Below are 23,396 nucleotides of genomic sequence, written 5' to 3' on the forward strand. Positions count from 1 at the left end.
CGACCGCGGTGCGGCGAGAGGGCGATCATGACGATCGAGGTCCGCGAGATCGCGGTGCCCGCCGGCTACGAGGACGGCACGGCCGAGTGGGCGACGTTCGCCGAGATGGTCGCCGTGCGCAACGCCGTCATGGCGCACACGTGGGACGGCGACGCGGCGACGCATGCGATCACCACGCGCGAGGCGTACGGCACGGCATCGAGCCAGGACGACGAGCGGATCGCGTACCTCGGCGGCTGGCTCGACGGCCGCCTCGTCGCGCGCGGGTTCGTGAGCCTGTCGCGGCACGAGGCGCTGCACGTCGCGCAGACCGACGTGCTCGTGCTGCCCGAGGCCCGTCGCCGAGGGGTGGGCACCGCGGTCTGGCGCGCCGTCGAGCGCATCCTCGACGCCGACGGTCGCACGACGGTGCAGTCGTGGGTCGACCACCGCCCAGCCCCGGGGCCCGCGCTCGAGGCGCCCACGGGCTTCGGCAGCGTGCCGCGCGATGCGAGCGAGGTGCGCTTCCTCCTGTCCCTCGGCTTCGCGCTCGAGCAGGTCGAGCGCATGAGCGAGCTGCGCCTCGACGACGCGCTCGCCGACCTCGAGCGCCTGCGCGACGCCGCCCTCCCCCACGCCCGCGGCTACGCCATCCGCTCCTGGGTCGGCAGGACGCCGCCCGACCTGCTCGACGACCTCGCCGGCCTGCACCAGCGCATGTCGACCGATGCCCCGGCCGCCGGCCTCGAGCACGAGGAGGAGGCGTGGGATGCGGCGCGCGTCGAGCGCGTGGAGGCCATCGAGGAGCGACGGGGCCGCGAGCTGCTGCGCTCCGTCGCCATCCACGAGGCCTCGGGAGCGCTCGTGGCCTTCACGACGCTCGTGCTCGCGAGCCCCGAGCGTCCCGTCTACCAGCACGACACGCTCGTGCACGGCGACCACCGCGGTCGCAGGCTCGGGATGCTCGTGAAGGTCGCGAACCTGCTCGCGCTCGCGGAGCGCGTGCCGCACGGCGCCCGCGTCATGACGTGGAACGCGGAGGAGAACCGGCCCATGCTCGGCGTCAACGAGGCCCTGGGCTTCCGTGCGATCGGCTACGAGGGGGCCTGGCAGCTCGTGCGCGGCGCGGCGCCCGCCGTCGCGGGATAGCGTCGTCGCCATGACGTCCACCGAGCACGCCCCCGCCGTCTCGCCCACCCTCGCCGCCGACCTGCGCGCGGCGGTGACGAGCGGGCGCACGCGATCGGTCGCATGGCGACGCGCGCAGCTCGACGGCATCGTGCGCATGCTGACGCAGAACCTCTCGCTCTGGGAGCGCGCGCTGCACGCCGACCTCGGCAAGAGCGCGAACGAGACGCACGTGAGCGAGGTCGCGCTCGTGCTCGACGAGGCGCGGCACGCTCGCGCGAGCGTCGCGAGGTGGATGCGTCGCCGGCCCGTCGTCGCACCGCTCGCACTGCAGCCCGCCGCCGCCTTCGTGCGCCCCGAGCCCCTCGGCGTCGCCCTCGTGATCGCGCCGTGGAACTACCCGCTGCAGCTGCAGCTCGCGCCCGTCGTCGGCGCGCTCGCCGCGGGCGACGCAGTCGTCATGAAGCCGTCCGAGCTCGCTCCCGCGACCGCCGAGCTGCTCGCGCGCCTCGTGCCCGCCTACCTCGACGAGCGCGCCGTGCGCGTCGTCACGGGCGACGCCGACGTCGCATCCGCCCTGCTCGAGCAGCGCTGGGACCACATCTTCTACACGGGTGGCGAGCGCGTCGCGCGCATCGTCGCGCACGCCGCCGCCGAGCACCTCACGCCCACCGTGCTCGAGCTGGGTGGCGCGTGCCCCGTGTGGGTGGATCGCAGCGCCGACCTCGCCGTCGCGGCGCGACGCATCGTGTGGGCCAAGCTGCTGAACGCCGGCCAGACGTGCATCGCACCGAACCACGTCCTCGTCGACGCCCCCGTGCGCGACGCGCTCGTCGCCGAGCTGCGCTCGGCGCTCGCCGAGCAGCATCCCGATCCCCGCACCTCCCCCGACTACGGCCGCATGGTGTCGCAGGCGCACCTCGATCGCGTCGCCGAGCGCCTCGGCGACGGCACGGCGATCGTCGGCGGCCAGGTCGACCGCGACGCGCGCTACCTCGCGCCCACCCTGCTCGGCGACGTCGCACCCGACGCGCCCGCGGTGACCGAGGAGACCTTCGGCCCCATCCTGCCGATCGTGCCGCTCGACGGCGTCGACGCCTTCCTCGCGCTGCAGCGCGACCGCCCGAAGCCGCTCGCGCTCTACGCGTTCGCCGGCGACCGACGCGTGCTCGACCGCCTCGAGCGCGAGACCACGTCGGGAGCCTTCGGGCGCAACGTCGCCGTCGCCCACGTGATGGTGCGAGGCCTGCCCTTCGGCGGCGTCGGCTCGTCCGGCCACGGCGCGTACCACGGGCGGCGCACCTTCGACCTGTTCAGCCATGAGAAGGCCGTGCTCGCGAAGCCGACGCGCCCGGAGACGATGTCGCTCGTCTTCCCTCCCATCACGGCGGGCAAGCGCGCCGTCGTGCGCAGGCTGCTGCTGCGCTGACGCGCGCGCCCGCGCCGTGGCGTGCGGCGGACGCGTCAGGCGAGCCCGCGCGGGCGGCGTTGGCAGCGCGGGCACCGGTACGAGGAGCGATTCGCCCACGACTCGCGCACCATCGTCGTGCCGCACCGCGCGCACGGCCGCCCCGCCTGCCCGTACGCCCGCAGGCTGCGGGAGAAGTAGCCCGACTCGCCGTTCACGTTGACGTACTGCGCGTCGAACGACGTGCCGCCCTCGGTGAGCGCGCGCTCGAGCACGCCCTGCACCTCGGCGAGCAGCTCGCGTCCGCGGGCGCGCGTCAGGCGCTCGGCGGGCGTCAGGTAGTGCAGCCGCGCACGCCACAGCGCCTCGTCGGCGTAGATGTTGCCGATGCCGGAGACGAGGGTCTGGTCGAGCAGCGCCGCCTTCACGCCCTGCCTGCGCCTGCGGAGCCGGGCGACGACCGCATCCGCGTCGAAGTCGGCGTGCAGCGGATCGAGGGCGATGTGGGCCGCGTGATCGGGCACGCCGTCGACGAGCGCACGCACCGACATCGATCCGAAGATGCGCTGGTCGGCGAAGTGCACGGCGAGCTGGCCGTGGAGCGGATGCTCGAGCAGCAGCCGCACGCGCGTGTGCCGCTCGAGCGGGCTGCCCGGCTCGCGCAGCAGCACCTGCCCGCTCATGCCCAGATGGATCGAGACGGCACGCTCGTCGTCGAGCGGCACCCAGAGGAACTTGCCGCGTCGCTGCGGCGCCAGCATCGTGCGGCCGAGCAGCGTCGCCTCGAAGTCGACGGGCCCCGCGTCGTGCCGCGCGACGGAGCGGGCGTCGAGCACCTCGACGCCGGCGACGACGGCCCCGTCGACCGCGGGCGCGAGGCCCAGGCGCACGACCTCGACCTCGGGCAGCTCAGGCATCGACGGCGTCGTGCAGGCGCGTCCACGCCGAGAGCGCCGCGGCCATCTCGGCGACCTTCTTGCTCGTGCCCTCGCCGGTCGCGACCGGCTCGCCGTCGAGCAGCACCGTGGCCGTGAACACCCGCGCGTGGTCGGGGCCGGCGGCGTCGACGGCGTACTCGGGGCTGCCGCGGTGGAGGCGGGCCGTCAGCTCCTGCAGATGCGTCTTCGGGTCGAGCGCGGCACCCGAGCGCTCGGGGTCGTCGAGCAGCGGGCCGACGAGGCGCAGCACGAGCGCCGCCGCGGCCTCGTGCCCGAGCGACAGGTACGCGGCGCCGAAGATGGCCTCGAGCGCGTCGGCGAGGATCGACGACTTGTCGCGACCGCCCGTCGTCTCCTCGCCGCGGCCGAGCAGCAGATGCGCACCGAGCCCGATGCGTCGTGCGACCTCTGCGAGCGCGACGGTCGAGACCACGCCGGCGCGGCGCTTCGCGAGCTCGCCCTCGGAGAGCTCGGGATGCCGCTCGAAGAGCTCGATCGTGATGGCCTGGCCGAGGATCGTGTCGCCGAGGAACTCGAGGCGCTCGTTCGTCGGCAGCCCACCGTGCTCGAAGGCGTAGGAGCGATGCGTCAGGGCCAACGCCAGGAGCTCGGGGTCGATGTCGACCCCGAGCTCGGCGTGGAGATCGGCGTGGGCTGCCACCCGATCAGACGTCATCAGACGTCGGCGACCTTGCGGCCCTTGTACTCCATGAAGAGGGGCGTGCCAGCCGAGTCCTCGACCACGCGGGCGCGGTGCGGGAGGCTGTAGACCGTGCGGCCGTTCTCGACCGTCTTCACGAGCGTGGGGACCGAGGCCTTCCACTGCGAACGGCGCGAGTGCGTGTTGGCACGCGACTTCTTCCGCTTGGGAACTGCCATGGCTACTCCTTCTCGGGCGCGCGCGTCTGCGCACCCTCGTCGTCATCGAGGAGTCCGGCCAAGGCAGCCCATCTCGGGTCGAGCTGCTCGGGCGGACTCCATTCCGTCCCAGGCTCGAGTCGCTCCCCCGTGGTGGGGTCGAGACCTGCGCAGTCTGGCTGGTCGACGGGATTGAACGGCAGTGCCAGCACCACCGCATCCCGGACGACCGGCTCCAGGTCGATGGCGTCATCGACCACCTGGAACTCGGAATCCTCCGAGCGATCATACGCGAACAGCTCGATGAAGTCGACTTCGACAGGCAGGCGGAAGCGGCGAAGGCATCGGGAGCACTCGGCATCGGCCGTGACGCTCGCCGAGCCCGTCGCGAGGATGCCCTCGTGGACGCTCTCGAGGCGCACGTCGAGCACGAGCGGCTCGCTCGCGGCGACGGCTGCGAGGCCCTCGCCCACCGTGGCGCCGAACGCGATCTCGAGCTCGTGCTCGCGCATCTGACCCGGCTTGCCGACGAGATCGCGGATGCCGATCTGGAATGGCGTTGCATGTGCGGACACCCCTCCAGTCTACGAAGTCGCGCGCCCTCCCCGTGACCTCGGCGCGCGCCGTGCGAGGATGCGCGCATGAGAGCCGGGAGCCTGCGCACCGCCATCCCGGTCGCGCTCGTCGGCTGGCTCGTCTGCGTCGAGCTCGTGAGCGGGATGCTGCAGGGCTACTACGTCACGATCTCGACCGAGATCGCCCGCCACCTCGACATCGTCGACGCCGACCTCAACTGGCTCGAGGCCGGCCAGCTGCTGCTGTCGGCGCTGTCGGTGCCGGTGCTCGCCAAGCTCGGCGACATGCACGGGCACAAGCGCGTGCTCCTCGGCTCGACGGTCGTCGTCGCGGGTGCCAGCTGGTGGATGGCGTTCGCGGGCGACTTCTGGAGCTACCTGCTGGCGTTCTCGCTGCAGGGCATCTACGCCGTGTGGCTGCCGCTCGAGATCGCGCTCATCTTCGACCGCGGGCGACGCACGGGGCGTGCGGCGTCGGAGACGCGCCGCGCTGCGGGCCTCCTCGTCGTCGGCCTCGAGATGGGCGCGATCCTCGGCGCGCTCGGCGCTGCCCGCGCCCACGCGGCGTTCGGCGAGGCGATGGCGCCGACGCTCCTCGTCCCGGCGGTCTTCGTGACGCTCCTGCTGCCCGCCATCTGGCTCGGCGTGCCCGAGTCCGAGCCGCTGCCCGGCCGCTCGCTCGACGCCGTCGGCTTCTCGCTCCTCGCGCTCGCGCTCCTCACCGTCACGTCGGGCCTCACCTTCCTGAGGCTCGCCGAGCCCGGCTCGCCGCTGCCGTGGCTGCTCGTCGCCGCGGGCCTCGTCCTCGTGCTGCCGTTCGGGCGCTGGGTGCTGCGCCGCCCCGACCCGGCCATCGACCTGCGGGTGCTGCGCAGGCCCGAGATGTGGCCCGTGCAGCTCACCGCCGGCCTCGTGGGCGTGAGCCTGCTCGGCGCCCAGACGCCGCTCGCGACCTACGCGGGCACCGATCCGGACGACGTGGGCTACGGGCTCGGCCTCGACGCGAGCGGCCGCTCGATCGTGATCGGCGTCTACCTGCTGGCGCTCGTCGTCGGCGCCGTCCTGCTCGCGGTGCTGTCGCGGCGCATCCGGCCGCGTGCGCTGCTCATCGCGGCCGCGCTGCTCGTCGGCGTGGGCTACCTCGCGCTGCTGCCCTTCCACGGCTCGCTCGCGGAGGTGCTCGCGTGCCTCGTCGTCGCGGGCGTCGGATGCGGTGCGCTCGTCGGCGCGATGCCCGCCGCCGCCGCCGCCGCCGCACCGCGCGGGCAGACCGGGGTCGCCGCGGCCCTCACGAACACGACGAAGACCATCGGCGGGTCGTTCGCGTCCTCGATCTTCGCGGTCGTGCTCGCGGCGGGCGCGATCGGCACGGCGGCGAGCATCGGCGGCTACCTGACGGTGTGGGCCGTGTGCGGCGTCACCGCGCTCGTCGCAGCCGTCGCGCTCGTGGCGGTGCCGAGGCTCGCGTTCGCCGACCCCGAGCCCGGCGTCGAGGCCGTCGCCGAGCCGCCGGCCGCATCCCCGGGTCGCTGACGCGCGATCGAGCACGCAGCCCGCAGCCGCCGCGCACGGACCCCCTCGGCTCGGGACGCCCCTGCTCGCGCCCCATCGTCAGGCGGCGGGGACCTCGGCGACGACCTCGCGCGGCCGCCGCGGCCTGAGCCTCGAGATCGTCACGCCGCCGAGGGCGAGCGCACCACCCACCATCGCGAGCACCGTCGGCACCTCGCCGAGCGCGAGCCATGCGATGAGGGTCGCGAGCGCGGGCACGACGAGCGTCGTCGCGGCGGCGGGCCCCGCGCCGGAGTGCTGCAGCACGTACGCCCACGTCGAGAAGGCGATGGCCGTGGAGCCGACGCCGAGCGCGATCGCGGCGCCGATGGCGCCCGGCGACGCCGCGCCGAGCTCGACGGCGGCCTGCGGCGCGAAGGGCAGCGTCGCGAGGAGCCCCGCTGCGCAGCCCACCCACGTCGCGGCCACGGGCTCGACCGTGCGCAGCGCGACCTTCTGCGTCAGGACCCCCGCGGCGTAGAGCACGGCGGCGAGGAGCCCGAGCGCGATGCCCAGGCCGTCGATCGTGGGCGCGCCCCCGGAGCCGAGCGCGATGAGCACGACGCCGGCGAACGCGACGACGAGCCCCACGACGAGCGGCCGCGGGAAGCCCTCGCCGAAGGCGAGCCCCGCGACGACCGCCACGAGCAGCGGCGCGACGTTCACGAGCATCGCCGCGGTGCCCGCGTCGAGGTGGTGCTCCGCCCAGTTGAGCACGACGGTGTACGCGGCGAACCAGGCGACGCCGTAGCCGAGCACGAGCCGCAGGCCGCGGCCGCGCGGGAACGCGGGCCGCAGCACGAGCGCGACGACGAGCAGCACCGGCATGGCGGACGCGAGGCGCACGAGCGCGAGCGGACCGGGCGACAGCTCGTCGCCCACGGCCCGGATGGCCACGAAGGCGAAGGCCCACAGCAGCACGGTCACCGACGCGGCGACGAGGACGAGCGGCTTCGACGCGGAGGAGGTCACGCCCCCATCGTGTCGGCCACCACCGACGTCACGGGGCATCCACCCGTCAGGACTTGGCCTGGAGCGGCCCGCGATGCACCATCCAGGGATGCGTCTGCGCGACGGGCTTGATGACGACCTCGTCGATCGAGACGTGACCGGGCAGCGCGAGGGCGTCCGTCATCACCTGCGCGACGTCGTCGGCCGTCAGCGGATCCTGCACGCCGTCGTAGACGGCATCTGCCTTCGCCTGGTCGCCCTTGAAGCGCACGAGCGAGAACTCCTCGGTGCGCACCATGCCGGGCAGCACCTCCATGACGCGGATGGGCTCGCCGTGCACCTCGAGGCGGAGGACGTCGACGAGCATGCGCTCGGCCGCCTTGGCCGCGTTGTAGCCGGAGCCGCCCGCGTAGGGCGTCGTGGCCGCGATGGAGGTCACGACCTGCACGCTCGCGTACGTGCCACCCGCGGTCGAGCGTCGCAGCTGCGGCAGCAGCCCCGTCAGCAGGCGCTTCGTCGCGAGCACGTTCATGTCGAACATGCCCTGCCAGTCCTCGAGCGTCGTCTCGGCCACCGAGCCGACGCCGAGCGCACCACCCGCGACGTGCACGAGCCCGTTGGCGCCCAGGGCCTCCGCCGCCTCGACGAGCCGTGCGACGTCGTCGTCCGACGTGAGGTCGGCGACGAGCGTCTCGCACCCCGTGGCACGTGCGAGCGACGCGAGGCGCTCCTCGCGACGCGCGACGGCGAGCACGCGCCAGCCGCGCCGCACCGCATGCTCGACCACCGCGCGTCCGATGCCGCTCGATGCTCCCGTGACGACGATCCGCTGCTCCATGCCCCCATGCAACCACGCGTCGCGAGCCGTCCGCCTCCGAGGCGCTGCGCTGCCAGGATGGTGCCGTGACCGACACGAAGGCGCCGAGGGCGAAGCGCCGCGTCCCCTACTGGGACAACGCGAAGTGGCTCGCGATGGCGCTCGTCGTCGTCGGCCACGCCATCCAGCCCATCGCGCTCGACAGCGACGTCGCGCTCGTGCCGTACCTCGTGATCTACGCGTTCCACATGCCGTTCTTCGGGGTGATCTCCGGCTACTTCACGACCGAGAAGCCCGGCGCCAAGCAGTACGGGCGCGTCATTGGCGACCTCATCGTGCCCTACGTCGTCTTCGAGACGATCTGGTCGATCGTCGAGGCGCTCGTGAGCGGCACGTGGTCGTTCAACCCCGTCACCCCGTCGTGGACGCTGTGGTTCCTGCTCGCGCTCGCGGGCTTCCGCGTCGTCCTGCCCGTGCTCGCGCGGCTGCGATGGCCGCTCGTGTGGGTCACGCTGCTCGCCATCCTCATCGGCTACTTCGACGACGTCGACCAGACGTTCTCCGCGATGCGCGCCATCCAGATGCTGCCGTTCTTCGTGCTCGGCTGGGAGCTGCGCAAGGGCGACCTCGTGCGGCGCTGGCTCGCGACGACGCGCACGCTGTGGCCGCGCGTCGCAGCCGTCGCCGCCTTCGCGCTCGTCGGCGCCGTCGTCGCGCTGCTCCCCGACCTGTGGCGCGAGCTGTCCATCCGCCACTGGCTCTTCCTCGACCGCGCCTACGCGGAGGTGCCCGAGATCGGCGAGGGCGGCGTCGCCTGGTACTACGGCACCGTGCGCCTCGCGATCATGGTCGTCACGACGATGCTCATCGCCGCGGCGCTCGTGCTCGTGCCGCGCCGCGCCACGCCCTTCACCGCGTGGGGCGCCGCGACGATGTCCATCTACCTCCTCCACACGTTCGTGCTCTACTGGCCGCGCGAGTTCGACTGGCTGCGCGACGTGGCCGGCGAGTGGTGGGCGACGCCCGCGACGATCGCAGGCGGGCTCCTCCTCACGATGGCGCTCTCGACGACGCCTGTGCGGGCCGCGACGCGCTGGCTCGTCGAGCCGAACGTGGGCTGGCTCGTGCGCAGGCCGCGCGAGCGCGACGACGAGGCAGCGCGCTCGCAGACGGCTCCTGCGTCGCCGCAGCCCCCGACGACTGTGACGGATGGTGACGCCGGGCGTTGAGCCCGCGCCCGCCGCATCCCTACCCTCGAGCCAACGACGGCCCCACGGAGGCAGCCATGAGCGACTGGAAGTTCGAGACCAAGCAGGTGCACTCGGGTGCGCAGCCCGACCCGACGACGAACGCGCGCGTCACCCCGATCTACCGCACGACCTCGTACGTGTTCAACTCGACCGAGCACGCTGCGAACCTCTTCGGCCTCGCCGAGTTCGGCAACATCTACTCCCGCATCATGAACCCCACGCAGGACGTCGTCGAGCAGCGCATCGCCGCGCTCGAGGGCGGCACGGCGGCGCTGCTCGTGTCGTCCGGGCAGGCGGCCGAGACGTTCGCGGTGCTGAACATCGCGCAGGCGGGCGACCACATCGTCTCCTCGACGTCGATCTACGGCGGCACCTACAACCTCTTCAAGTACACGCTCGCGAAGCTCGGCATCGAGGTCACGTTCGTCGAGGACCAGGACGACCTCGACGAGTGGCACCGCGCCATCCGCCCGAACACGAGGCTGCTGTTCGCCGAGACGATCGGCAACCCGCGCATCAACATCCTCGACATCGCCGGCGTCGCCTCCGTCGCCCACGAGGCTGGCGTGCCGCTCATCGTCGACAACACGATCGCGACGCCGTACCTCATCCGGCCGCTCGAGCACGGCGCCGACATCGTCGTGCACTCCGCGACGAAGTTCATCGGCGGCCACGGCGCCGTCATCGGCGGCGTCATCGTCGACGGCGGCCGGTTCGCATGGTCGCGCTCCGACCGCTTCCCCGGCCTCACGCAGCCCGACCCGAGCTACCACGGCGCCGTGTTCACGGAGGCCGTCGGCGACGAGATCGCGTACGCGATCAAGGCGCGCGTGCAGCTGCTGCGCGACATCGGCGCCTCCATCTCGCCCGACTCCGCGTGGCAGATCCTGCAGGGCCTCGAGACGCTGAGCCTGCGCATCGAGCGCCACGTCGAGAACGCGGAGCGCATCGCCGACTTCCTCGAGGCGCATCCCGCGGTCGCGAGCGTCAACTACGCGAGCCTCGACTCGAGCCCCTACAAGGGCGCCGCGGATCGCTACGCGCCGAAGGGCGTCGGCGCGGTGCTCTCGTTCGAGCTCGTCGGCGGCGTCGCGGCGGGACGCGCGTTCGTCGAGTCGCTGCAGCTGTTCAGCCACCTCGCGAACATCGGCGACGTGCGCAGCCTCGTCATCCACCCCGCATCCACCACCCACTCGCAGCTGACCCCCGAGCAGCAGCTGACGACGGGCGTCACGCCCGGCCTCGTGCGCCTCTCGGTCGGCATCGAGAACGTCGACGACCTCATCGCCGACCTCTCCGCAGGGCTCGAGGCCGTGCAGGCGACGAACCGCGCAGCCGCCTGAGCCACGCGGCGGATGCCCCGAGCCCACCGGCGGGCTCGGGGCATCCGTCGCATCGCCGCGCAGCCGCGCGACCCGCGTCGTAACACGGACGCGACGCACGCGAGGATGGATGCATGGACTGGCAGCTCAGCGACGACGTGCAGCCCTCGGCGCGCGTGCCCGCCCACCTGCTGCTCGACCCCACCCCCGTCCCGGTCACGGGCGCCTGGCGGCCGGGCGACGACCCCGGCGACCGCCGCTTCGCCCGCATCGGCGACCTCGTGACCGAGCACGGCGCGACGATCCCCTCGGTCGTCGTCGCCTTCGAGACGTGGGGCACGCTCTCCCCCGCGCGCGACAACGCCATCCTCGTGCCCCATGCCCTCACGGGCGACAGCCACGTGGTCGGGTCCGCGGGACCTGGTCACGCGACGAGCGGATGGTGGGCGGGCGTCGTGGGGCCGGGGCTCGCGCTCGACACCGACCGCTGGTTCGTCGTCGCACCCAACATGCTCGGCGGCTGCCAGGGCTCCACGGGACCGGCGACGATCGGCCCCGACGGACGCGAGCTGGGCTCGCGCTTCCCGCGCGTCACCATCCGCGACCAGGTCGAGGCGCAGCGACTGCTCGCCGACCATCTCGGCATCGAGCGCTGGCACGCGATCGTCGGCGGCTCCATGGGCGGCATGCACGTGCTCGAGTGGGCGGCGACGCATCCCGAGCGCCTCGGAAAGGCGGCGGTGCTCGCGGCGCCCGCCATGTCGAGCGCCGACCAGATCGCCCTCAACGGGCTGCAGCTCGAGGCCATCCGATCCGATCCGCACTGGCTCGGCGGCCACTACTACGACCAGCCGGACGGCCAGGGCCCGCATCGGGGTCTCGCCCTGGCGCGTCGCATGGCGATGGTGAACTACCGCTCGCCGGACGAGCTCAACCGCCGCTTCGGGCGCGGATGGCAGTCGTCCGTCGACCCCGACCACGGCGGTCGGTACCAGGTGGAGTCGTACCTCGACGTGCACGGCAACCGCTTCACGCGGCGCTTCGACGCCGGCAGCTACGTGCGTCTCGTGCTCGCGATGTCGTCGCACGACCTCGGCCGCGGGCGCGGCGGCGTGGAGGCGGCGCTCGAGCGCGTCACGGCCGAGACCCTCGTGGTCGGCATCGACTCCGACCGGCTCTTCCCCGTCGCCGACCAGCGACGCATCGCCGCCGGCCTGCGCACCTCCGTGTCGGGCGCCGAGCCCGTGATCCTCGAGAGCGAGTTCGGCCACGACGGCTTCCTCATCGAGACGGATGCCGTGGGCGCGCTGCTCGCGGACCTCGTCGGCTGATCAGGCGGGCGCGATCGCCGCGGCGCGCGGCAGCCGCGCGAGGCGCCACGCCGCGAGCGCGAGCAGCACGACGTACCCCGCGTTGCGCACCGTGAGCACGAGCACGCCGATCGCCTCCTGCCGCACGACCTCGCCGTACAGCCACGGGTAGCACAGCTGCGTGAGCCCGCACAGCACGACGACGACGGCGACGCCCTCCCAGGCGCGGACGCCGACGAGCAGCAGCGCGGGGGCCACGAGCCAGATCGCGAACTGCGGCGAGCCGACGGGGTTCGCGACGACGAGGCCCGCGACGAGCGCGGTCGCGAGCCACGCGCCCGCCGCGTCGCGCTCGACGCCGCGCCGCACGGCGAGCACGCCGAGCAGCGCGACGAGCGCCGTGAGCACCACGAGCACCGGCGTCGCGGCCGCGGCCACGGCGTCGGCCGCATCCGTCTGCAGCTGGTACGTGAGCTGCACGTCGTCGTAGCCGAGCGGGGCGCGCATCCAGTGGAACGGCGTGGCGAGCACCGCCTCGATCTGCAGGCCGCGGTCGCCCTGCCACGTCACGAACGACAGCACGTTGCCGCCCGCGCCGAGCGCGAGCGCCACGAGCATCACCGCGGCCGTGACGCCGGCGCCCGCCGAGAGCGTCGCGAGCCGGCCGGGCCGCACGACGAGCTGCGCGAGCCACAGCACGCCCGGCCACACCTTCGTCCATGCCCCCACCGTGAACGCGACGGCAGCGAGCACCGGCCTCGACGACCACGTCGCGACGACGCCTGCGACCGCGATCGGCATGGTGATGGAGTCGATGCGCCCGACGACGATGGGCCCGAGCAGCGCCATGAGCGCCAGCCACGTCCACGCCGGCGCGACGCCGCGAGCGTGCCGCAGCAGCAGCCAGAACGCGGCGGCGTCGAGCGCCGTCACGACGAGCAGCCACACCGCGGGCAGCATCCCCGTGCCCGCGACGGCCGACGCGGCGATCGGCAGCCACGCGAGGATCGGGTACACCCACGGCACGTCGATGCCGACGACCTCGCCCTGCTCGGCGCGCGACACCCACCACGGGTAGACGCTGCGGACGTCGCCGTACGTCGACGAGATCTCGGGGTGGTTCAGCAGCGCCACGAGCCCGTGGACCGCGGCGAACGCACCCCACAGCAGCCATCGCGACCGCAGGGCGGCGACGCCGGTCAGCTGAGCCGCCTCGTGGCGTCGCGCACCTCTCCGACGAGCTCCTCGATGCAGTCCTCGAGGAACAGCACCCCCGTCGTCGCGCCGGACTGGTCGAACGCTCGCGCCACGTGCGCGCCCGACGAGCGCATGCGCTGCATCGCATCCTCGATCTCGCCGCCCGCGTAGAGCGACGCGAGCTGGCGGATGCGCTTGGCCGGGATGGGCTGCGTCGGGTCGTCGGGGCCGAGCACGTCCTTCAGGTGGATGTAGCCCGTCGGCTCGCCCTCGGCGTCGACGATGACGTAGCGCGAGAACCCGTGCTCGCGCACGGCCGCCTCGACGTCGTCGGTCGTCGCGTCCTCCGTGAGCGTCACGAGGCCGTCGACGGGGATCGCGACGTCGCCGACCGTTCGCTCGGTGAACTCGAACATCTTCGAGATCGCGCCCGTCGGGTCGACGAGCAGCCCCTCGCGCTTCGAGGTCTCGACGATCGTCTCGACCTCGTCGAGCGTGAAGGCGCTCGCCGCCTCGTCCCTCGGCTCGACGCCGAAGAGGCGCAGGATGTGGTTCGCGACCCAGTTCATCACCCAGATGACGGGCTTGAACACGCGCGAGATGAGCACGAGCGGCGGCGCGAGCAGCAGCACGGCAGCGGTCGGCAGCGTGAAGGCCGCGTTCTTCGGCACCATCTCGCCGAACACGACGTGCAGGTAGGTGACGATGAGGATCGCGAGGCCGAGCGCGATGCCGTCGACGGCGATCTCGGGCAGCCCGACGGCGCCGAGCGGGATCGCGAGCAGGTGGTGGATGGCCGGCTCGCTCACGAGCAGGATGAGCAGCGAGCACACGGTGATGCCCAGCTGGCACATCGCGAGCATGAGCGAGACGTGCTCCATGGCCCACAGCGCCATCCTGGCGGCGCGCGAGCCGCGCTCGGCGCGCGGCTCGACCTGCGAGCGCTTCGCGGAGATGACCGCGAACTCGGCGCCGACGAAGAACGCGTTGACGACGAGCAGCACCACGAGCCAGACGAGGCCCAACCAGTCGGAGCTCATCGCGCCACCCCCTCGGCGTCGTCGACCGCGACGTAGCGGATGCGGTCGATGCGGCGGCCGTCGAGGCGCTCGACGCGCAGCACGCCGCCGTCGATGGCGACCTCGTCGCCGACGACGGGCAAGCGTCCCAGCTCGGCGACGACGAAGCCTGCGACGGTCTCGAAGGGCCCCTCGTCGGGGATCTCGACCGCGGCGCGGTCGCGCAGCTCGTCGGGACGCAGCAGCCCGGGGAACGCGACCCATCCCGGCGCGTGCACGATGTCGGGGCGCAGGCGGTCGTGCTCGTCGCTCACCTCGCCCACCATCTCCTCCACGAGATCCTCGAGGGTCGCGAGACCCGCGGTGCCTCCGTACTCGTCGACGACGATCGCCATCTGGTAGCCGCGCTCCTTCAGGTCCGAGAGCAGCTGATCGAGGTGCACGGTCTCGGGCACGCGGTGGGGCTCCTCTGCGATCGCGAGCACGGGCACGTCGCCGCGGCGCTCGCGCGGCACCGAGACCGCCTGCTTCACGTGCACGATGCCGACGACGCGGTCGAGGTCCTCGTCGAACACCGGGAACCGCGAGAGGCCCGTCTGGCGCGAGAGCGCGAGCACGTCGGCCACCGTCTGCTCGCGGTCGATCGCCTCGACCCGAGGGCGCGGCGTCATGACGTCGCCCGCCGTGAGCTCCGAGAAGCGCAGCGTTCGCGAGAGCAGCGTCGCCTGGTCGGCGTCGAGCAGCCCCTCCAACGCCGAGCGGCGCACGAGCGACGAGAGCTCGTCGGCGGTGCGAGCGCCCGAGAGCTCCTCCTTCGGCTCGATGCCGATCGAGCGCAGGATGCCGTTCGCCGAGCCGTTGAGCAGCAGCACCGCGGGCTTCATGACGAACGTGAACGCACGTTGGAAGGGCGTGACGATCTTCGCGGTGCGCAGCGGCACGGCGAGGGCGAAGTTCTTCGGCACGAGCTCGCCGACGATCATCGACAGCAGCGTCGCGATGACGATCGCGACGGCGAGCGAGATGCCGGGGGCGATCTCGACCGGGATGCCCCATCCCTCGAGCACGGGTGCGAGGAGGTGCGAGATCGCAGGCTCCATCGTGTAGCCCGTGAGCAGCGTCGTCAGCGTGATGCCGAGCTGCGCGCTCGACAGGTGCGTCGACGTCTGCCGCAGCGCCGCGATGACGCCCGCGTGGCTGCCCTCGCCGCGCTCCTGCTGGGCCTCGAGCTCGGAGCGGTCGAGGTTGACGAGGGAGAACTCGCTCGCGACGAAGTAGCCGGTGCCGACCGTGAGGACGACGCCGATCAGGATGAAGAGCCAGGGCAGCTGCTCGATCATCGGCGGGGGCCGATCGACATGCCGTCCCGGTGACGGGGGCTGGGGCGGATGCCCCAGGGACTATGGTGCTCGTCGCTCACCGCAGCATCGTACTGCCAGCGGGAGCCGCCCACCCTGCGCGTGGCACCTCGTGTCACCACGACACGGGCAGCGCCTTGCCCTCCTCGTAGCCCGCGGCCGACTGCACGCCGACGACCGCGCGCTCGCGGAACTCGACGATCGACGACGCACCGGCGTAGGTGGCAGACGAGCGCACGCCCGACGTGATCATGTCGAGCAGGTCCTCGACGCTCGGCCGGTTCGGGTCGAGCAGGATCGTCGACGACGAGATCCCCTCGGCAAAGAGGGTCTTCGTCGCGAGCTCGAACGCCGGCAGGTCGCCGAAGCGGCCCTCGACCGCCTTCGTCGACGCCATGCCCCACGACTCCTTGTACAGCCGGCCGCGCTCGTCGCGCTGGACGCGCCCGGGCGCCTCGATCGTGCCCGCGAACCACGAGCCGATCATGACGCTCGACGCGCCGGCGGCCAGCGCGAGCGCGACGTCGCGCGGGTAGCGCACGCCGCCGTCGGCCCAGACGCGGGCGCCGAGGCCGATCGCCTCCTCCGCCGTCTCGAGCACGGCCGAGAGCTGCGGGCGGCCGACGGCCGTCATCATGCGCGTCGTGCACATGGCGCCGGGGCCGACTCCGACCTTCGCGATCGACGCGCCCGCGTGCACGAGGTCGCGCACCCCGGATGCCGTGACGACGTTGCCCGCGACGATCGGCACGTCGACGGCGCCGCGCACCGCCTCGATGGCGCGCAGCATGCCGCCCTGGTGCCCGTGGGCCGTGTCGATGACGACGACGTCGGCGCCGGCGTCGACGAGCGCGCGCGCCTTCGCGGCGGGGTCGCCGTTGATGCCGACGGCGACGGCGACGCGCAGGCGTCCGGCGTCGTCGAGGGCGGGACGGTAGAGCGCGCCGCGCAGGGCCGTGCGAGGGCTGACGGTGCCGAGCACGCGGCCCGCGTCGTCGACGACGGCTGCGAACTCCACGCCCGCCGCGCGCACCGCGTCGAACGCGGCGCGCGGGTCTGCGACGTCGGCGGGAGACAGCGGCTCGACGGAGCCGTGCAGCAGGTCGCCGATGCGCGCATCCGGCAGCGCGTGACCGAGTCGCGGCGCGCCGATCGCGCCGACGTAGGCGCCGTCGCGCACGACGACGATGCCGTGGCCCTCGACCGCGGGCACGCGCAGCAGCACGTCGGCGACGAGCTCGTCCTCGGTCGCGAGCTGCGCCGACGCCAGGTCGACGGGCTGCTCCTTCACCCAGGCGATCGACGCGATCGTGTCGTCGAGGTCGAAGTCCTGCGTGAGCACCGCGAGGCCGCCACGTCGCGCGAGCGTCGCGGCGAGGCGCGGGCCCGTGACGGAGTTCATGTTCGCGGCGACGATCGGCAGCGTCGCGCCCGTGCCGTCGTCGGGCGACAGGTCGACGGCCATGCGGCTGCCGACGTCGGAGCGGCTCGGCACGAGGAAGACGTCCGAGTAGGTGAGGTCGTGCGGCGGCGGCGGCTGCAGGAAGCGCATGCTTCCACGCTACGCGGCCCGCGCAGGCGTCGCCGCCGTGTCCGCCGTCGGCGTGCTCAGTCGTCGGCGGACGCGTAGTCGCCGACGACGCGCGCCTCGACGGGGAAGGTGATGGGGAAGGTGCCGAAGAGCATGCGGCCCGCGCCGGCGGCGGCTGCGCGGATCTCGTCGGCGATCGCGTCGGCGCGCTCGGCGGGCGCGTGCACGATCACCTCGTCGTGCAGGAAGTACACGAGCTCGCCGCCCGCTGCCCGCAGGCTGCGGCGCAGCAGCGCCATCCAGCACAGCGCCCACTCGGCTGCGGAGCCCTGCACGACGAAGTTGCGGGTGAAGCGGCCCCACGCGCGCTCGCGGGTGACGGCGTCGCGGTCCGCGACGTCGGCGGATGCGGGCGGCATCGGCGGGCTCGTGCGGCCGAGCCAGGTGCGCACGACGCCGCCGCGCTCCCCCGTCGCCGCCGCCTCGTCGACCGCGTGCATCGCCTTGGGGTACGCGCGGCGCAGGGCGGGCACGAGCCGGCCGGAGTCGCCGGAGGTCGCGCCGTAGAGGGCGCCGAGCATCGCGATCTTCGCTCGCGGCCGCGACTCCACGACCCCCGCATCCACAAGACCCTCGTAGAGGTCGCCGACGGCCGCCTCGGCGAGCGCCTCGTCGCGCGCCATGCCCGCGAGCACGCGCGGCTCGAGCTGCGCGGCGTCGGCGACGACGAGCCGCCACCCGGGATCGGCGACGATCGCGCCGCGCACCTGCCTCGCGATCTGCATCGCGCCGCCGCCCGCCGTCGCCCAGCGGCCCGTCACGACGCCCGCGGGCACGTACTCGGCGTGGAAGCGGCCCTCGCGCACCCACTCGTCCGCCCACTGCCAGCCGTTCGCCGTCCACAGCCGATGCAGCCGCTTGTACGCCGTGAGCGGCGCGACGACGGGGTGGTCGACCTCGCGCAGCTCCCATCGCGACGTCGAGCGCACGTCGAGCCCGGCGCCGCGCAGCGCCCGCAGCAGCTCGGGCGCGGAGTCGATGCTCACGTGCTGCCCGAGGATGGCGTCGACCTCGTCGGCGAGCGCCTGCAGCCGCGCCGGCCTGCCCGAGGCGGGGCGCGGGCCGAGCGCCTCGACGAGCAGGCGGTCGTGCTCGGCGGCCGACCACGGCAGGCCCGCGTGCAGCAGCTCCTCGGCGATGAGGGCGCCCGTCGACTCGGCGGCGAGCAGCATCCGCAGCGATGCGTCGTCGCCGACGGCGGCCTCCTGCCTCGCGAGCTCGGCCGCGAGCGCGTCGACGGGCTCGGGCTCGTCGTCGAGCGAGAACAGCGCGCCGTCGGGTGCGCGCAGCCTGCGCAGCCATCGCGCCTCGATCGGCATGCGGCCCGCGTCGGCGAGGATGCGGTGGCACAGCCGCAGGTCGCGCGCGCGCTCGACGGCGACGCCGGACGCGAGCAGCACGGGCACGACGCGCGACGAGTCCTGCCACACCCATCGCGGTCGCTCGGGCTCGAGCACCGCCACGGCGGCGGCCACGTCGTCGACGATGCGGCGCTCGCGCACCGTCGCGCCGTCGGCGACGAGCGCCACCTCCCACGCGTCGCCGACCGGCGCGATCACCGCATCCACGGCACCACGCTACGGCCGACCGCCGACGCCCGCGGGAACCCCTCCGGCGTGCACGCACGCTGAACGCGCGGTGAACGCATGCGCCCGAACCCATGCGCGACGCGCCCCGGTGGTGCACCATGGGGTCAAGGAGGACGCGATGCAGGCCCAGGTCGTGGTGCTGAACGCGACGCTCGAGCCGATCGGCGTCGCCTCCCTGCAGCGCGCGGTCGCGTTCGTCGTGAAGGAGCGCGCGCAGATCATGCTCGCCTCCGAGGGCACCATCCGCTCCGAGAGCTTCGAGATGCCCGTGCCGAAGGTCGTGGTCTTCAACGACTACGTCGCCGTGCCGCACACGCGCATGTACGACCGGATGCCGTGGACGCGCCGCGGCGTGCTCGAGCGCGACCGCCGCCGCTGCGCCTACTGCGGCGGGCACGGCTCGACCATCGACCACATCCAGCCCGCGTCGCGCGGCGGCGGGTCGACGTGGCTCAACACCATCGCGGCATGCGTCGACTGCAACGGCCGCAAGGGCAGCCGCACGCCGACCGAGGCGTCGATGCCGCTGCAGTTCGAGCCGCGCGTCGTCTGGCGCCGCGAGGTCATCATGCTCGCGGTCGAGGCAGCGGGCGTCGACCTCGCGGCGCTCGGCATCGGAGGTTGACGGAACCTCCAGAACGCGCCCGCCTCCGACATCGGCGCGTAGGATGGACGACGGTGTCGATGACCGACACGCAAGCATGCCCCCGGTGAGAAGAGGCGAAGGATCCGTGGCAGCCGCGAGCAGCGACTTCGGAGCGAACGAATGGCTGGTGGAGGAGCAGTACGAGCTCTTCAAGCAGGACAGGTCGAAGGTGGCCTCGTCCTGGTGGCCGATCCTGGAGCGCTACGCAGCGCAGCTGGGCGGCACCACCACCACGACGGCGGCACCCCCGGTGCCTGAGGGCGACGGCCCCGCAGGCGGAGGCGGCAGGCACGCCGCGCCTCCCGCCCCGCAGGCCCCGCCATCCGCTCCACCGGCTCCACCCGCCCCGACGGCGCCCTCCGCCGCCCCCGCGGCATCCGCGAACGCGCCGGCCGCCCCCGCGCAGTCGGCACCGCCTGCGCCCCCGGCGCCGACGAAGCCCGCGTCGCGGCCCGACGGCACGATCGCCGCGCGCACGACGAAGACCCCCGCGAAGCCGGCCCCCGTGCCCGCCGATCGCGACAAGGGCGACGCCAAGGCCGCGTCCGAGCAGGCCGACGAGCCCACGGTGACGCCGCTGCGCGGCATGCCGAAGGCGCTCGCGCACAACATGGACCTCTCGCTGTCCGTGCCCACCGCCACGTCGGTGCGCACCGTGCCCGCGAAGCTCATGATCGACCAGCGCATCGTGATCAACAACCACCTGCGGCGCACCCGCGGCGGCAAGATCTCGTTCACGCACCTCATCGGCTACGCGCTCGTGCAGGCCCTCAAGGCCTTCCCGAGCCAGAACGTCTCGTACGCCGAGGTCGACGGCAAGCCGTCGCTCGTGGCGCATCCGCACGTCAACCTCGGCATCGCGATCGACATGCCGAAGCCCGACGGCACGCGCGCGCTGCTCGTGCCGAGCATCAAGAAGGCCGACACGATGGACTTCGCCGAGTTCATCGGCGAGTACGAGCAGCTCGTGAAGAAGGCCAGGGCGAACAAGCTCGAGGCCGGCGACTTCGCGGGCACGACCATCTCGCTCACGAACCCCGGCGGCATCGGCACCGTGCACTCGGTGCCGCGCCTGATGCAGGGGCAGGGATGCATCATCGGCGCCGGCGCGCTCGACTACCCCGCCGAGTTCCAGGGCGCGAGCGAGGAGCGCCTCTCCGACGCGGGCATCGGCAAGACGATCACGCTGACGTCGACGTACGACCACCGCGTCATCCAGGGCGCCGGCTCCGGCGAGTTCCTGAAGATCGTGCAGGGCCTGCTGCAGGGCCGCGACGGCTTCTACGAAGGCATCTTCGCCGACCTGCGCATCCCCTACAAGCCGATCTCCTGGTCGCAGGACGTCTCGGTGCACGAGGCCGACGAGCTCTCGAAGAGCACGCGCGTCGCGCAGCTCATCAACGCCTTCCGCGTGCGCGGCCACCTCATGGCCGACATCGACCCGCTCGAGTACGTGCAGCGCACGCACCCGGACCTCGAGATCGAGCAGCACGGCCTGACGTTCTGGGACCTCGACCGCGAGTTCGTCACCGGCGGCTTCGGCGGGCGCCGCTCGGCGCAGCTGCGCGACGTGCTCGGCGTCCTGCGCGACACCTACTGCCGCACCATGGGCGTCGAGTACATGCACATCGCCGACCCGGCGCAGCGCAAGTGGTTCCAGGACCACCTCGAGGTGCCGTACGTCAAGCCGACGCACGACGAGCAGATGCGCATCCTGCGCAAGCTCAACGAGGCCGAGGCCTTCGAGACCTTCCTGCAGACGAAGTACGTCGGCCAGAAGCGCTTCTCGCTCGAGGGTGCCGAGTCGATGATCGCGTTCCTCGACGCCCTCATCCAGGGCGCGGCGGAGGCGAGCCTCGAGGAGGTCGTCATCGGCATGCCGCACCGCGGCCGCCTCAACGTGCTCACGAACATCGCTGGCAAGACGTACGGCCAGATCTTCCAGGAGTTCGAGGGCGCCGCAGTCATGCAGGGCTCGGGCGACGTGAAGTACCACCTCGGCACCGAGGGCACCTTCGTGGCCGCGGACGGCTCCGAGATCCCCGTGTACCTCGCGGCGAACCCCTCGCACCTCGAGGCGGTCAACGGCGTGCTCGAGGGCATCGCCCGCGCGAAGCAGGACCGCATCGGCGACGGTCGTCGCTCGGTGCTGCCCGTGCTCGTGCACGGCGACGCCGCCATGGCGGGCCAGGGCGTCGTGTTCGAGACGCTGCAGCTCTCGCAGCTGCGCGGCTACGCCACCGGCGGCACGGTGCACCTCGTCGTCAACAACCAGATCGGCTTCACGACCCCGCCGTCCGAGTCGCGCTCGTCGATCTACTCGACCGACATCGCGAAGGCCATCTCGGCGCCGATCTTCCACGTGAACGGCGACGACCCGGAGGCCGTGGTCCGCGTGGCGGAGCTCGCGTTCCAGTACCGCGAGGAGTTCAAGCACGACGTCGTCATCGACCTCGTCTGCTACCGCCGCCGCGGGCACAACGAGGGCGACGACCCCACGATGACGCAGCCGCTCATGTACTCGCTCATCGAGCGCAAGCGCTCGGTGCGCACGCTGTACGCCGAGAACCTCGTGGGCCGTGGCGACATCACCGAGGACGAGTACGAGGAGGCCCAGAAGGACTTCCAGGACCGTCTCGAGCGCGCCTTCATGGAGACGCACGCGGCCGCGACGGGCTCGATGCCCATCCCGACGCCGACGCCCGAGGCCACGATGGTGGGCACGCCCTCCGACACCGGCATCTCGCGCGCCGCGATCGAGGCGATCGGCGACGCGCACGCCAACGCGCCCGAGGGCTTCACGGTGCACACCAAGGTGCAGCAGGTGCTGAAGAAGCGTCTCGACATGTCGCGCAACGGCGGCATCGACTGGGCCTTCGGCGAGCTGCTCGCGCTCGGATCGCTGCTCATGGAGGGCACGACGGTGCGCATGGCGGGTCAGGACGCCCGCCGCGGCACGTTCGTGTCGCGCCACGCCGTCATGCACGACAAGGTCAACGGCCAGGAGTGGCTGCCGCTCGCGAACCTCTCCGAGGAGCAGGCGCGCCTGTCGATCTACGACTCCCTGCTGTCGGAGTACGCCGCCATGGCGTTCGAGTACGGCTACTCGGTCGAGCGCCCCGACGCGCTCGTGCTGTGGGAGGCGCAGTTCGGCGACTTCGTGAACGGCGCGCAGATCGTCGTCGACGAGTTCCTGTCGTCGGCCGAGCAGAAGTGGAACCAGTTCTCGTCCCTCACGCTGCTGCTGCCGCACGGCTACGAGGGCGCGGGCCCCGACCACTCGTCGGCGCGCATCGAGCGCTTCCTGCAGATGTCGGCCGAGCAGAACATGATCGTCGCGCGGCCGTCGACGCCGGCGTCGTACTTCCACCTGCTGCGTCGACAGGCGTACCAGCGTCCGCGCCGGCCGCTCATCGTGTTCACGCCGAAGGCGATGCTGCGTCTGCGCGACGCCGTGAGTCCGGTCGAGGACTTCGAGTCGGGCACGTTCCAGCCCGTGATCGACGACGCGAAGGTCGACGCGTCGAAGGTGCGCCGCGTGCTCATCCACTCGGGCAAGATCCACTACGACCTCGCGTCGGAGATGGCGAAGCGCGAGATCGACGACGTCGCGCTCGTGCGCCTCGAGCAGCTGTACCCGCTCGACGTCGACGCGCTCAACGCCGCGTTCGACCGCTACGACGGCGCCGAGCTCGTGTGGGTGCAGGAGGAGCCGCTCAACCAGGGCGCGTGGCCGTCGGTGCACTTCGAGCTGCCGCGCCACCTGCACCACGGTCGCACGCTGCGTGCCATCGGTCGTCGCGCGTCGGCGAGCCCCGCGACGGGATCGCCGAAGCGCTCGGCAGCCGAGCTCGCGCAGATCCTCGACGAGGCGCTCGGCGCCTGAGTCGCGTGAACGAGAGGGCCCCG

The 23,396-nt window shown here is 72.9% G+C and carries 19 protein-coding genes; 8 read left to right on the forward strand and 11 right to left on the reverse strand.

Going from position 1 to position 23,396, the window contains the following annotated elements:
- The first annotated feature begins 27 nt into the window (after positions 1-27).
- Positions 28-1,128 carry a GNAT family N-acetyltransferase gene (locus ACFQPP_RS07825; protein ID WP_376916004.1) on the forward strand — a complete coding sequence of 367 codons (1,101 nt, stop codon included), beginning with the start codon at positions 28-30 and terminating at the stop codon, positions 1,126-1,128.
- A 10-nt stretch (positions 1,129-1,138) separates the two neighbouring features.
- On the forward strand, positions 1,139-2,536 hold the full coding sequence (locus tag ACFQPP_RS07830; protein WP_376916005.1) for an aldehyde dehydrogenase family protein: 1,398 nt from the start codon (positions 1,139-1,141) through the stop codon (positions 2,534-2,536).
- 35 nt (positions 2,537-2,571) lie between these two features.
- Here ACFQPP_RS07830 and mutM read toward each other — a convergent pair whose 3' ends face one another.
- Genes mutM through ACFQPP_RS07850 form a run of 4 tightly spaced genes read right to left on the reverse strand, consistent with a single transcriptional unit; the run spans position 2,572 to position 4,886 of the window.
- Positions 2,572-3,432 (reverse strand): bifunctional DNA-formamidopyrimidine glycosylase/DNA-(apurinic or apyrimidinic site) lyase, encoded by an 861-nt coding sequence (mutM, locus tag ACFQPP_RS07835; protein WP_376916006.1) that lies wholly within the window; start codon positions 3,430-3,432, stop codon positions 2,572-2,574.
- The gene (gene rnc, locus ACFQPP_RS07840; protein ID WP_376916007.1) at positions 3,425-4,129 is read right to left on the reverse strand and encodes a ribonuclease III; all 705 of its coding nucleotides are present in this window, start codon (positions 4,127-4,129) and stop codon (positions 3,425-3,427) included. Before rnc ends, mutM begins: the two co-directional genes overlap by 8 nt.
- The gene (gene rpmF, locus ACFQPP_RS07845; protein ID WP_092506169.1) at positions 4,129-4,332 is read right to left on the reverse strand and encodes a 50S ribosomal protein L32; all 204 of its coding nucleotides are present in this window, start codon (positions 4,330-4,332) and stop codon (positions 4,129-4,131) included. The genes rnc and rpmF overlap by 1 nt, the downstream gene beginning before the upstream one ends.
- Before the next feature lie 2 nt (positions 4,333-4,334).
- Positions 4,335-4,886: a YceD family protein gene (locus ACFQPP_RS07850; protein WP_376916008.1), complete on the reverse strand. Its 552-nt coding sequence runs from the start codon at positions 4,884-4,886 to the stop codon at positions 4,335-4,337.
- Positions 4,887-4,952: 66 nt separating this feature from the next.
- Between ACFQPP_RS07850 and ACFQPP_RS07855 the strand changes: the two genes are divergently transcribed.
- Complete coding sequence (locus ACFQPP_RS07855) at positions 4,953-6,419, forward strand: MFS transporter (protein WP_376916009.1); 1,467 nt, start codon at positions 4,953-4,955, stop codon at positions 6,417-6,419.
- 78 nt (positions 6,420-6,497) lie between these two features.
- Here the strand turns inward: ACFQPP_RS07855 and ACFQPP_RS07860 are convergent, their stop codons facing one another.
- Positions 6,498-7,409, reverse strand: a complete 912-nt coding sequence (locus ACFQPP_RS07860) for a DMT family transporter (protein WP_376916010.1) — start codon at positions 7,407-7,409, stop codon at positions 6,498-6,500.
- Between the two features lie 46 nt (positions 7,410-7,455).
- Positions 7,456-8,226, reverse strand: a complete 771-nt coding sequence (locus ACFQPP_RS07865) for an SDR family NAD(P)-dependent oxidoreductase (RefSeq protein WP_376916011.1) — start codon at positions 8,224-8,226, stop codon at positions 7,456-7,458.
- 65 nt (positions 8,227-8,291) lie between these two features.
- Here ACFQPP_RS07865 and ACFQPP_RS07870 point away from each other — a divergent pair, with 65 nt between their 5' ends.
- The 3 genes from ACFQPP_RS07870 (at position 8,292) to ACFQPP_RS07880 (ending at position 12,108) form a co-directional block, all read left to right on the forward strand.
- Positions 8,292-9,434: an acyltransferase family protein gene (locus tag ACFQPP_RS07870; RefSeq protein ID WP_376916012.1), complete on the forward strand. Its 1,143-nt coding sequence runs from the start codon at positions 8,292-8,294 to the stop codon at positions 9,432-9,434.
- A gap of 56 nt (positions 9,435-9,490) precedes the next feature.
- Positions 9,491-10,798 (forward strand): bifunctional o-acetylhomoserine/o-acetylserine sulfhydrylase, encoded by a 1,308-nt coding sequence (locus ACFQPP_RS07875; protein ID WP_376916013.1) that lies wholly within the window; start codon positions 9,491-9,493, stop codon positions 10,796-10,798.
- Between the two features lie 113 nt (positions 10,799-10,911).
- On the forward strand, positions 10,912-12,108 hold the full coding sequence (locus tag ACFQPP_RS07880) for a homoserine O-acetyltransferase (RefSeq protein WP_376916014.1): 1,197 nt from the start codon (positions 10,912-10,914) through the stop codon (positions 12,106-12,108).
- Here ACFQPP_RS07880 and ACFQPP_RS07885 read toward each other — a convergent pair whose 3' ends face one another.
- The 5 genes from ACFQPP_RS07885 to ACFQPP_RS07905 form a co-directional block, all read right to left on the reverse strand.
- Positions 12,109-13,221, reverse strand: coding sequence for a glycosyltransferase 87 family protein (locus ACFQPP_RS07885; RefSeq protein WP_376916015.1), 1,113 nt, complete (start codon positions 13,219-13,221; stop codon positions 12,109-12,111). It abuts the gene before it with no gap.
- 65 nt (positions 13,222-13,286) lie between these two features.
- On the reverse strand, positions 13,287-14,324 hold the full coding sequence (locus tag ACFQPP_RS07890; RefSeq protein ID WP_376916016.1) for a hemolysin family protein: 1,038 nt from the start codon (positions 14,322-14,324) through the stop codon (positions 13,287-13,289).
- Positions 14,321-15,643, reverse strand: coding sequence for a hemolysin family protein (locus ACFQPP_RS07895; RefSeq protein ID WP_376916017.1), 1,323 nt, complete (start codon positions 15,641-15,643; stop codon positions 14,321-14,323). Before ACFQPP_RS07895 ends, ACFQPP_RS07890 begins: the two co-directional genes overlap by 4 nt.
- A 133-nt stretch (positions 15,644-15,776) precedes the next feature.
- Positions 15,777-17,213 carry a GuaB1 family IMP dehydrogenase-related protein gene (locus ACFQPP_RS07900; RefSeq protein WP_376916018.1) on the reverse strand — a complete coding sequence of 479 codons (1,437 nt, stop codon included), beginning with the start codon at positions 17,211-17,213 and terminating at the stop codon, positions 15,777-15,779.
- A 56-nt stretch (positions 17,214-17,269) separates the two neighbouring features.
- Complete coding sequence (locus ACFQPP_RS07905; protein ID WP_376916019.1) at positions 17,270-18,820, reverse strand: bifunctional 3'-5' exonuclease/DNA polymerase; 1,551 nt, start codon at positions 18,818-18,820, stop codon at positions 17,270-17,272.
- A gap of 139 nt (positions 18,821-18,959) precedes the next feature.
- On the opposite strand from ACFQPP_RS07905, the gene ACFQPP_RS07910 reads away from it, so the two are divergent.
- Complete coding sequence (locus ACFQPP_RS07910; RefSeq protein ID WP_376916020.1) at positions 18,960-19,466, forward strand: HNH endonuclease; 507 nt, start codon at positions 18,960-18,962, stop codon at positions 19,464-19,466.
- A gap of 76 nt (positions 19,467-19,542) precedes the next feature.
- Positions 19,543-23,373: a multifunctional oxoglutarate decarboxylase/oxoglutarate dehydrogenase thiamine pyrophosphate-binding subunit/dihydrolipoyllysine-residue succinyltransferase subunit gene (locus tag ACFQPP_RS07915; RefSeq protein ID WP_376916021.1), complete on the forward strand. Its 3,831-nt coding sequence runs from the start codon at positions 19,543-19,545 to the stop codon at positions 23,371-23,373.
- Positions 23,374-23,396: the final 23 nt, after the last annotated feature.

This window comes from Agrococcus sp. GCM10030265, from assembly GCF_042666675.1.
In the GTDB taxonomy this organism is placed as follows: domain Bacteria; phylum Actinomycetota; class Actinomycetes; order Actinomycetales; family Microbacteriaceae; genus Agrococcus.

Bases quoted from the DNA above. Each gene is read 5' to 3' on its own strand.
- rnc (WP_376916007.1), bottom strand. From the start codon at position 4,129: ATGACGTCTGATCGGGTGGCAGCCCACGCCGATCTCCACGCCGAGCTC.
- ACFQPP_RS07830 (WP_376916005.1), top strand. From the start codon at position 1,139: ATGACGTCCACCGAGCACGCCCCCGCCGTCTCGCCCACCCTCGCCGCC.
- ACFQPP_RS07825 (WP_376916004.1), top strand. From the start codon at position 28: ATGACGATCGAGGTCCGCGAGATCGCGGTGCCCGCCGGCTACGAGGAC.
- ACFQPP_RS07855 (WP_376916009.1), top strand. From the start codon at position 4,953: ATGAGAGCCGGGAGCCTGCGCACCGCCATCCCGGTCGCGCTCGTCGGC.
- ACFQPP_RS07890 (WP_376916016.1), bottom strand. From the start codon at position 14,324: ATGAGCTCCGACTGGTTGGGCCTCGTCTGGCTCGTGGTGCTGCTCGTC.
- ACFQPP_RS07865 (WP_376916011.1), bottom strand. From the start codon at position 8,226: ATGGAGCAGCGGATCGTCGTCACGGGAGCATCGAGCGGCATCGGACGC.
- rpmF (WP_092506169.1), bottom strand. From the start codon at position 4,332: ATGGCAGTTCCCAAGCGGAAGAAGTCGCGTGCCAACACGCACTCGCGC.
- ACFQPP_RS07875 (WP_376916013.1), top strand. From the start codon at position 9,491: ATGAGCGACTGGAAGTTCGAGACCAAGCAGGTGCACTCGGGTGCGCAG.
- ACFQPP_RS07880 (WP_376916014.1), top strand. From the start codon at position 10,912: ATGGACTGGCAGCTCAGCGACGACGTGCAGCCCTCGGCGCGCGTGCCC.
- ACFQPP_RS07910 (WP_376916020.1), top strand. From the start codon at position 18,960: ATGCAGGCCCAGGTCGTGGTGCTGAACGCGACGCTCGAGCCGATCGGC.
- ACFQPP_RS07915 (WP_376916021.1), top strand. From the start codon at position 19,543: ATGCCCCCGGTGAGAAGAGGCGAAGGATCCGTGGCAGCCGCGAGCAGC.
- ACFQPP_RS07895 (WP_376916017.1), bottom strand. From the start codon at position 15,643: ATGATCGAGCAGCTGCCCTGGCTCTTCATCCTGATCGGCGTCGTCCTC.
- mutM (WP_376916006.1), bottom strand. From the start codon at position 3,432: ATGCCTGAGCTGCCCGAGGTCGAGGTCGTGCGCCTGGGCCTCGCGCCC.
- ACFQPP_RS07900 (WP_376916018.1), bottom strand. From the start codon at position 17,213: ATGCGCTTCCTGCAGCCGCCGCCGCCGCACGACCTCACCTACTCGGAC.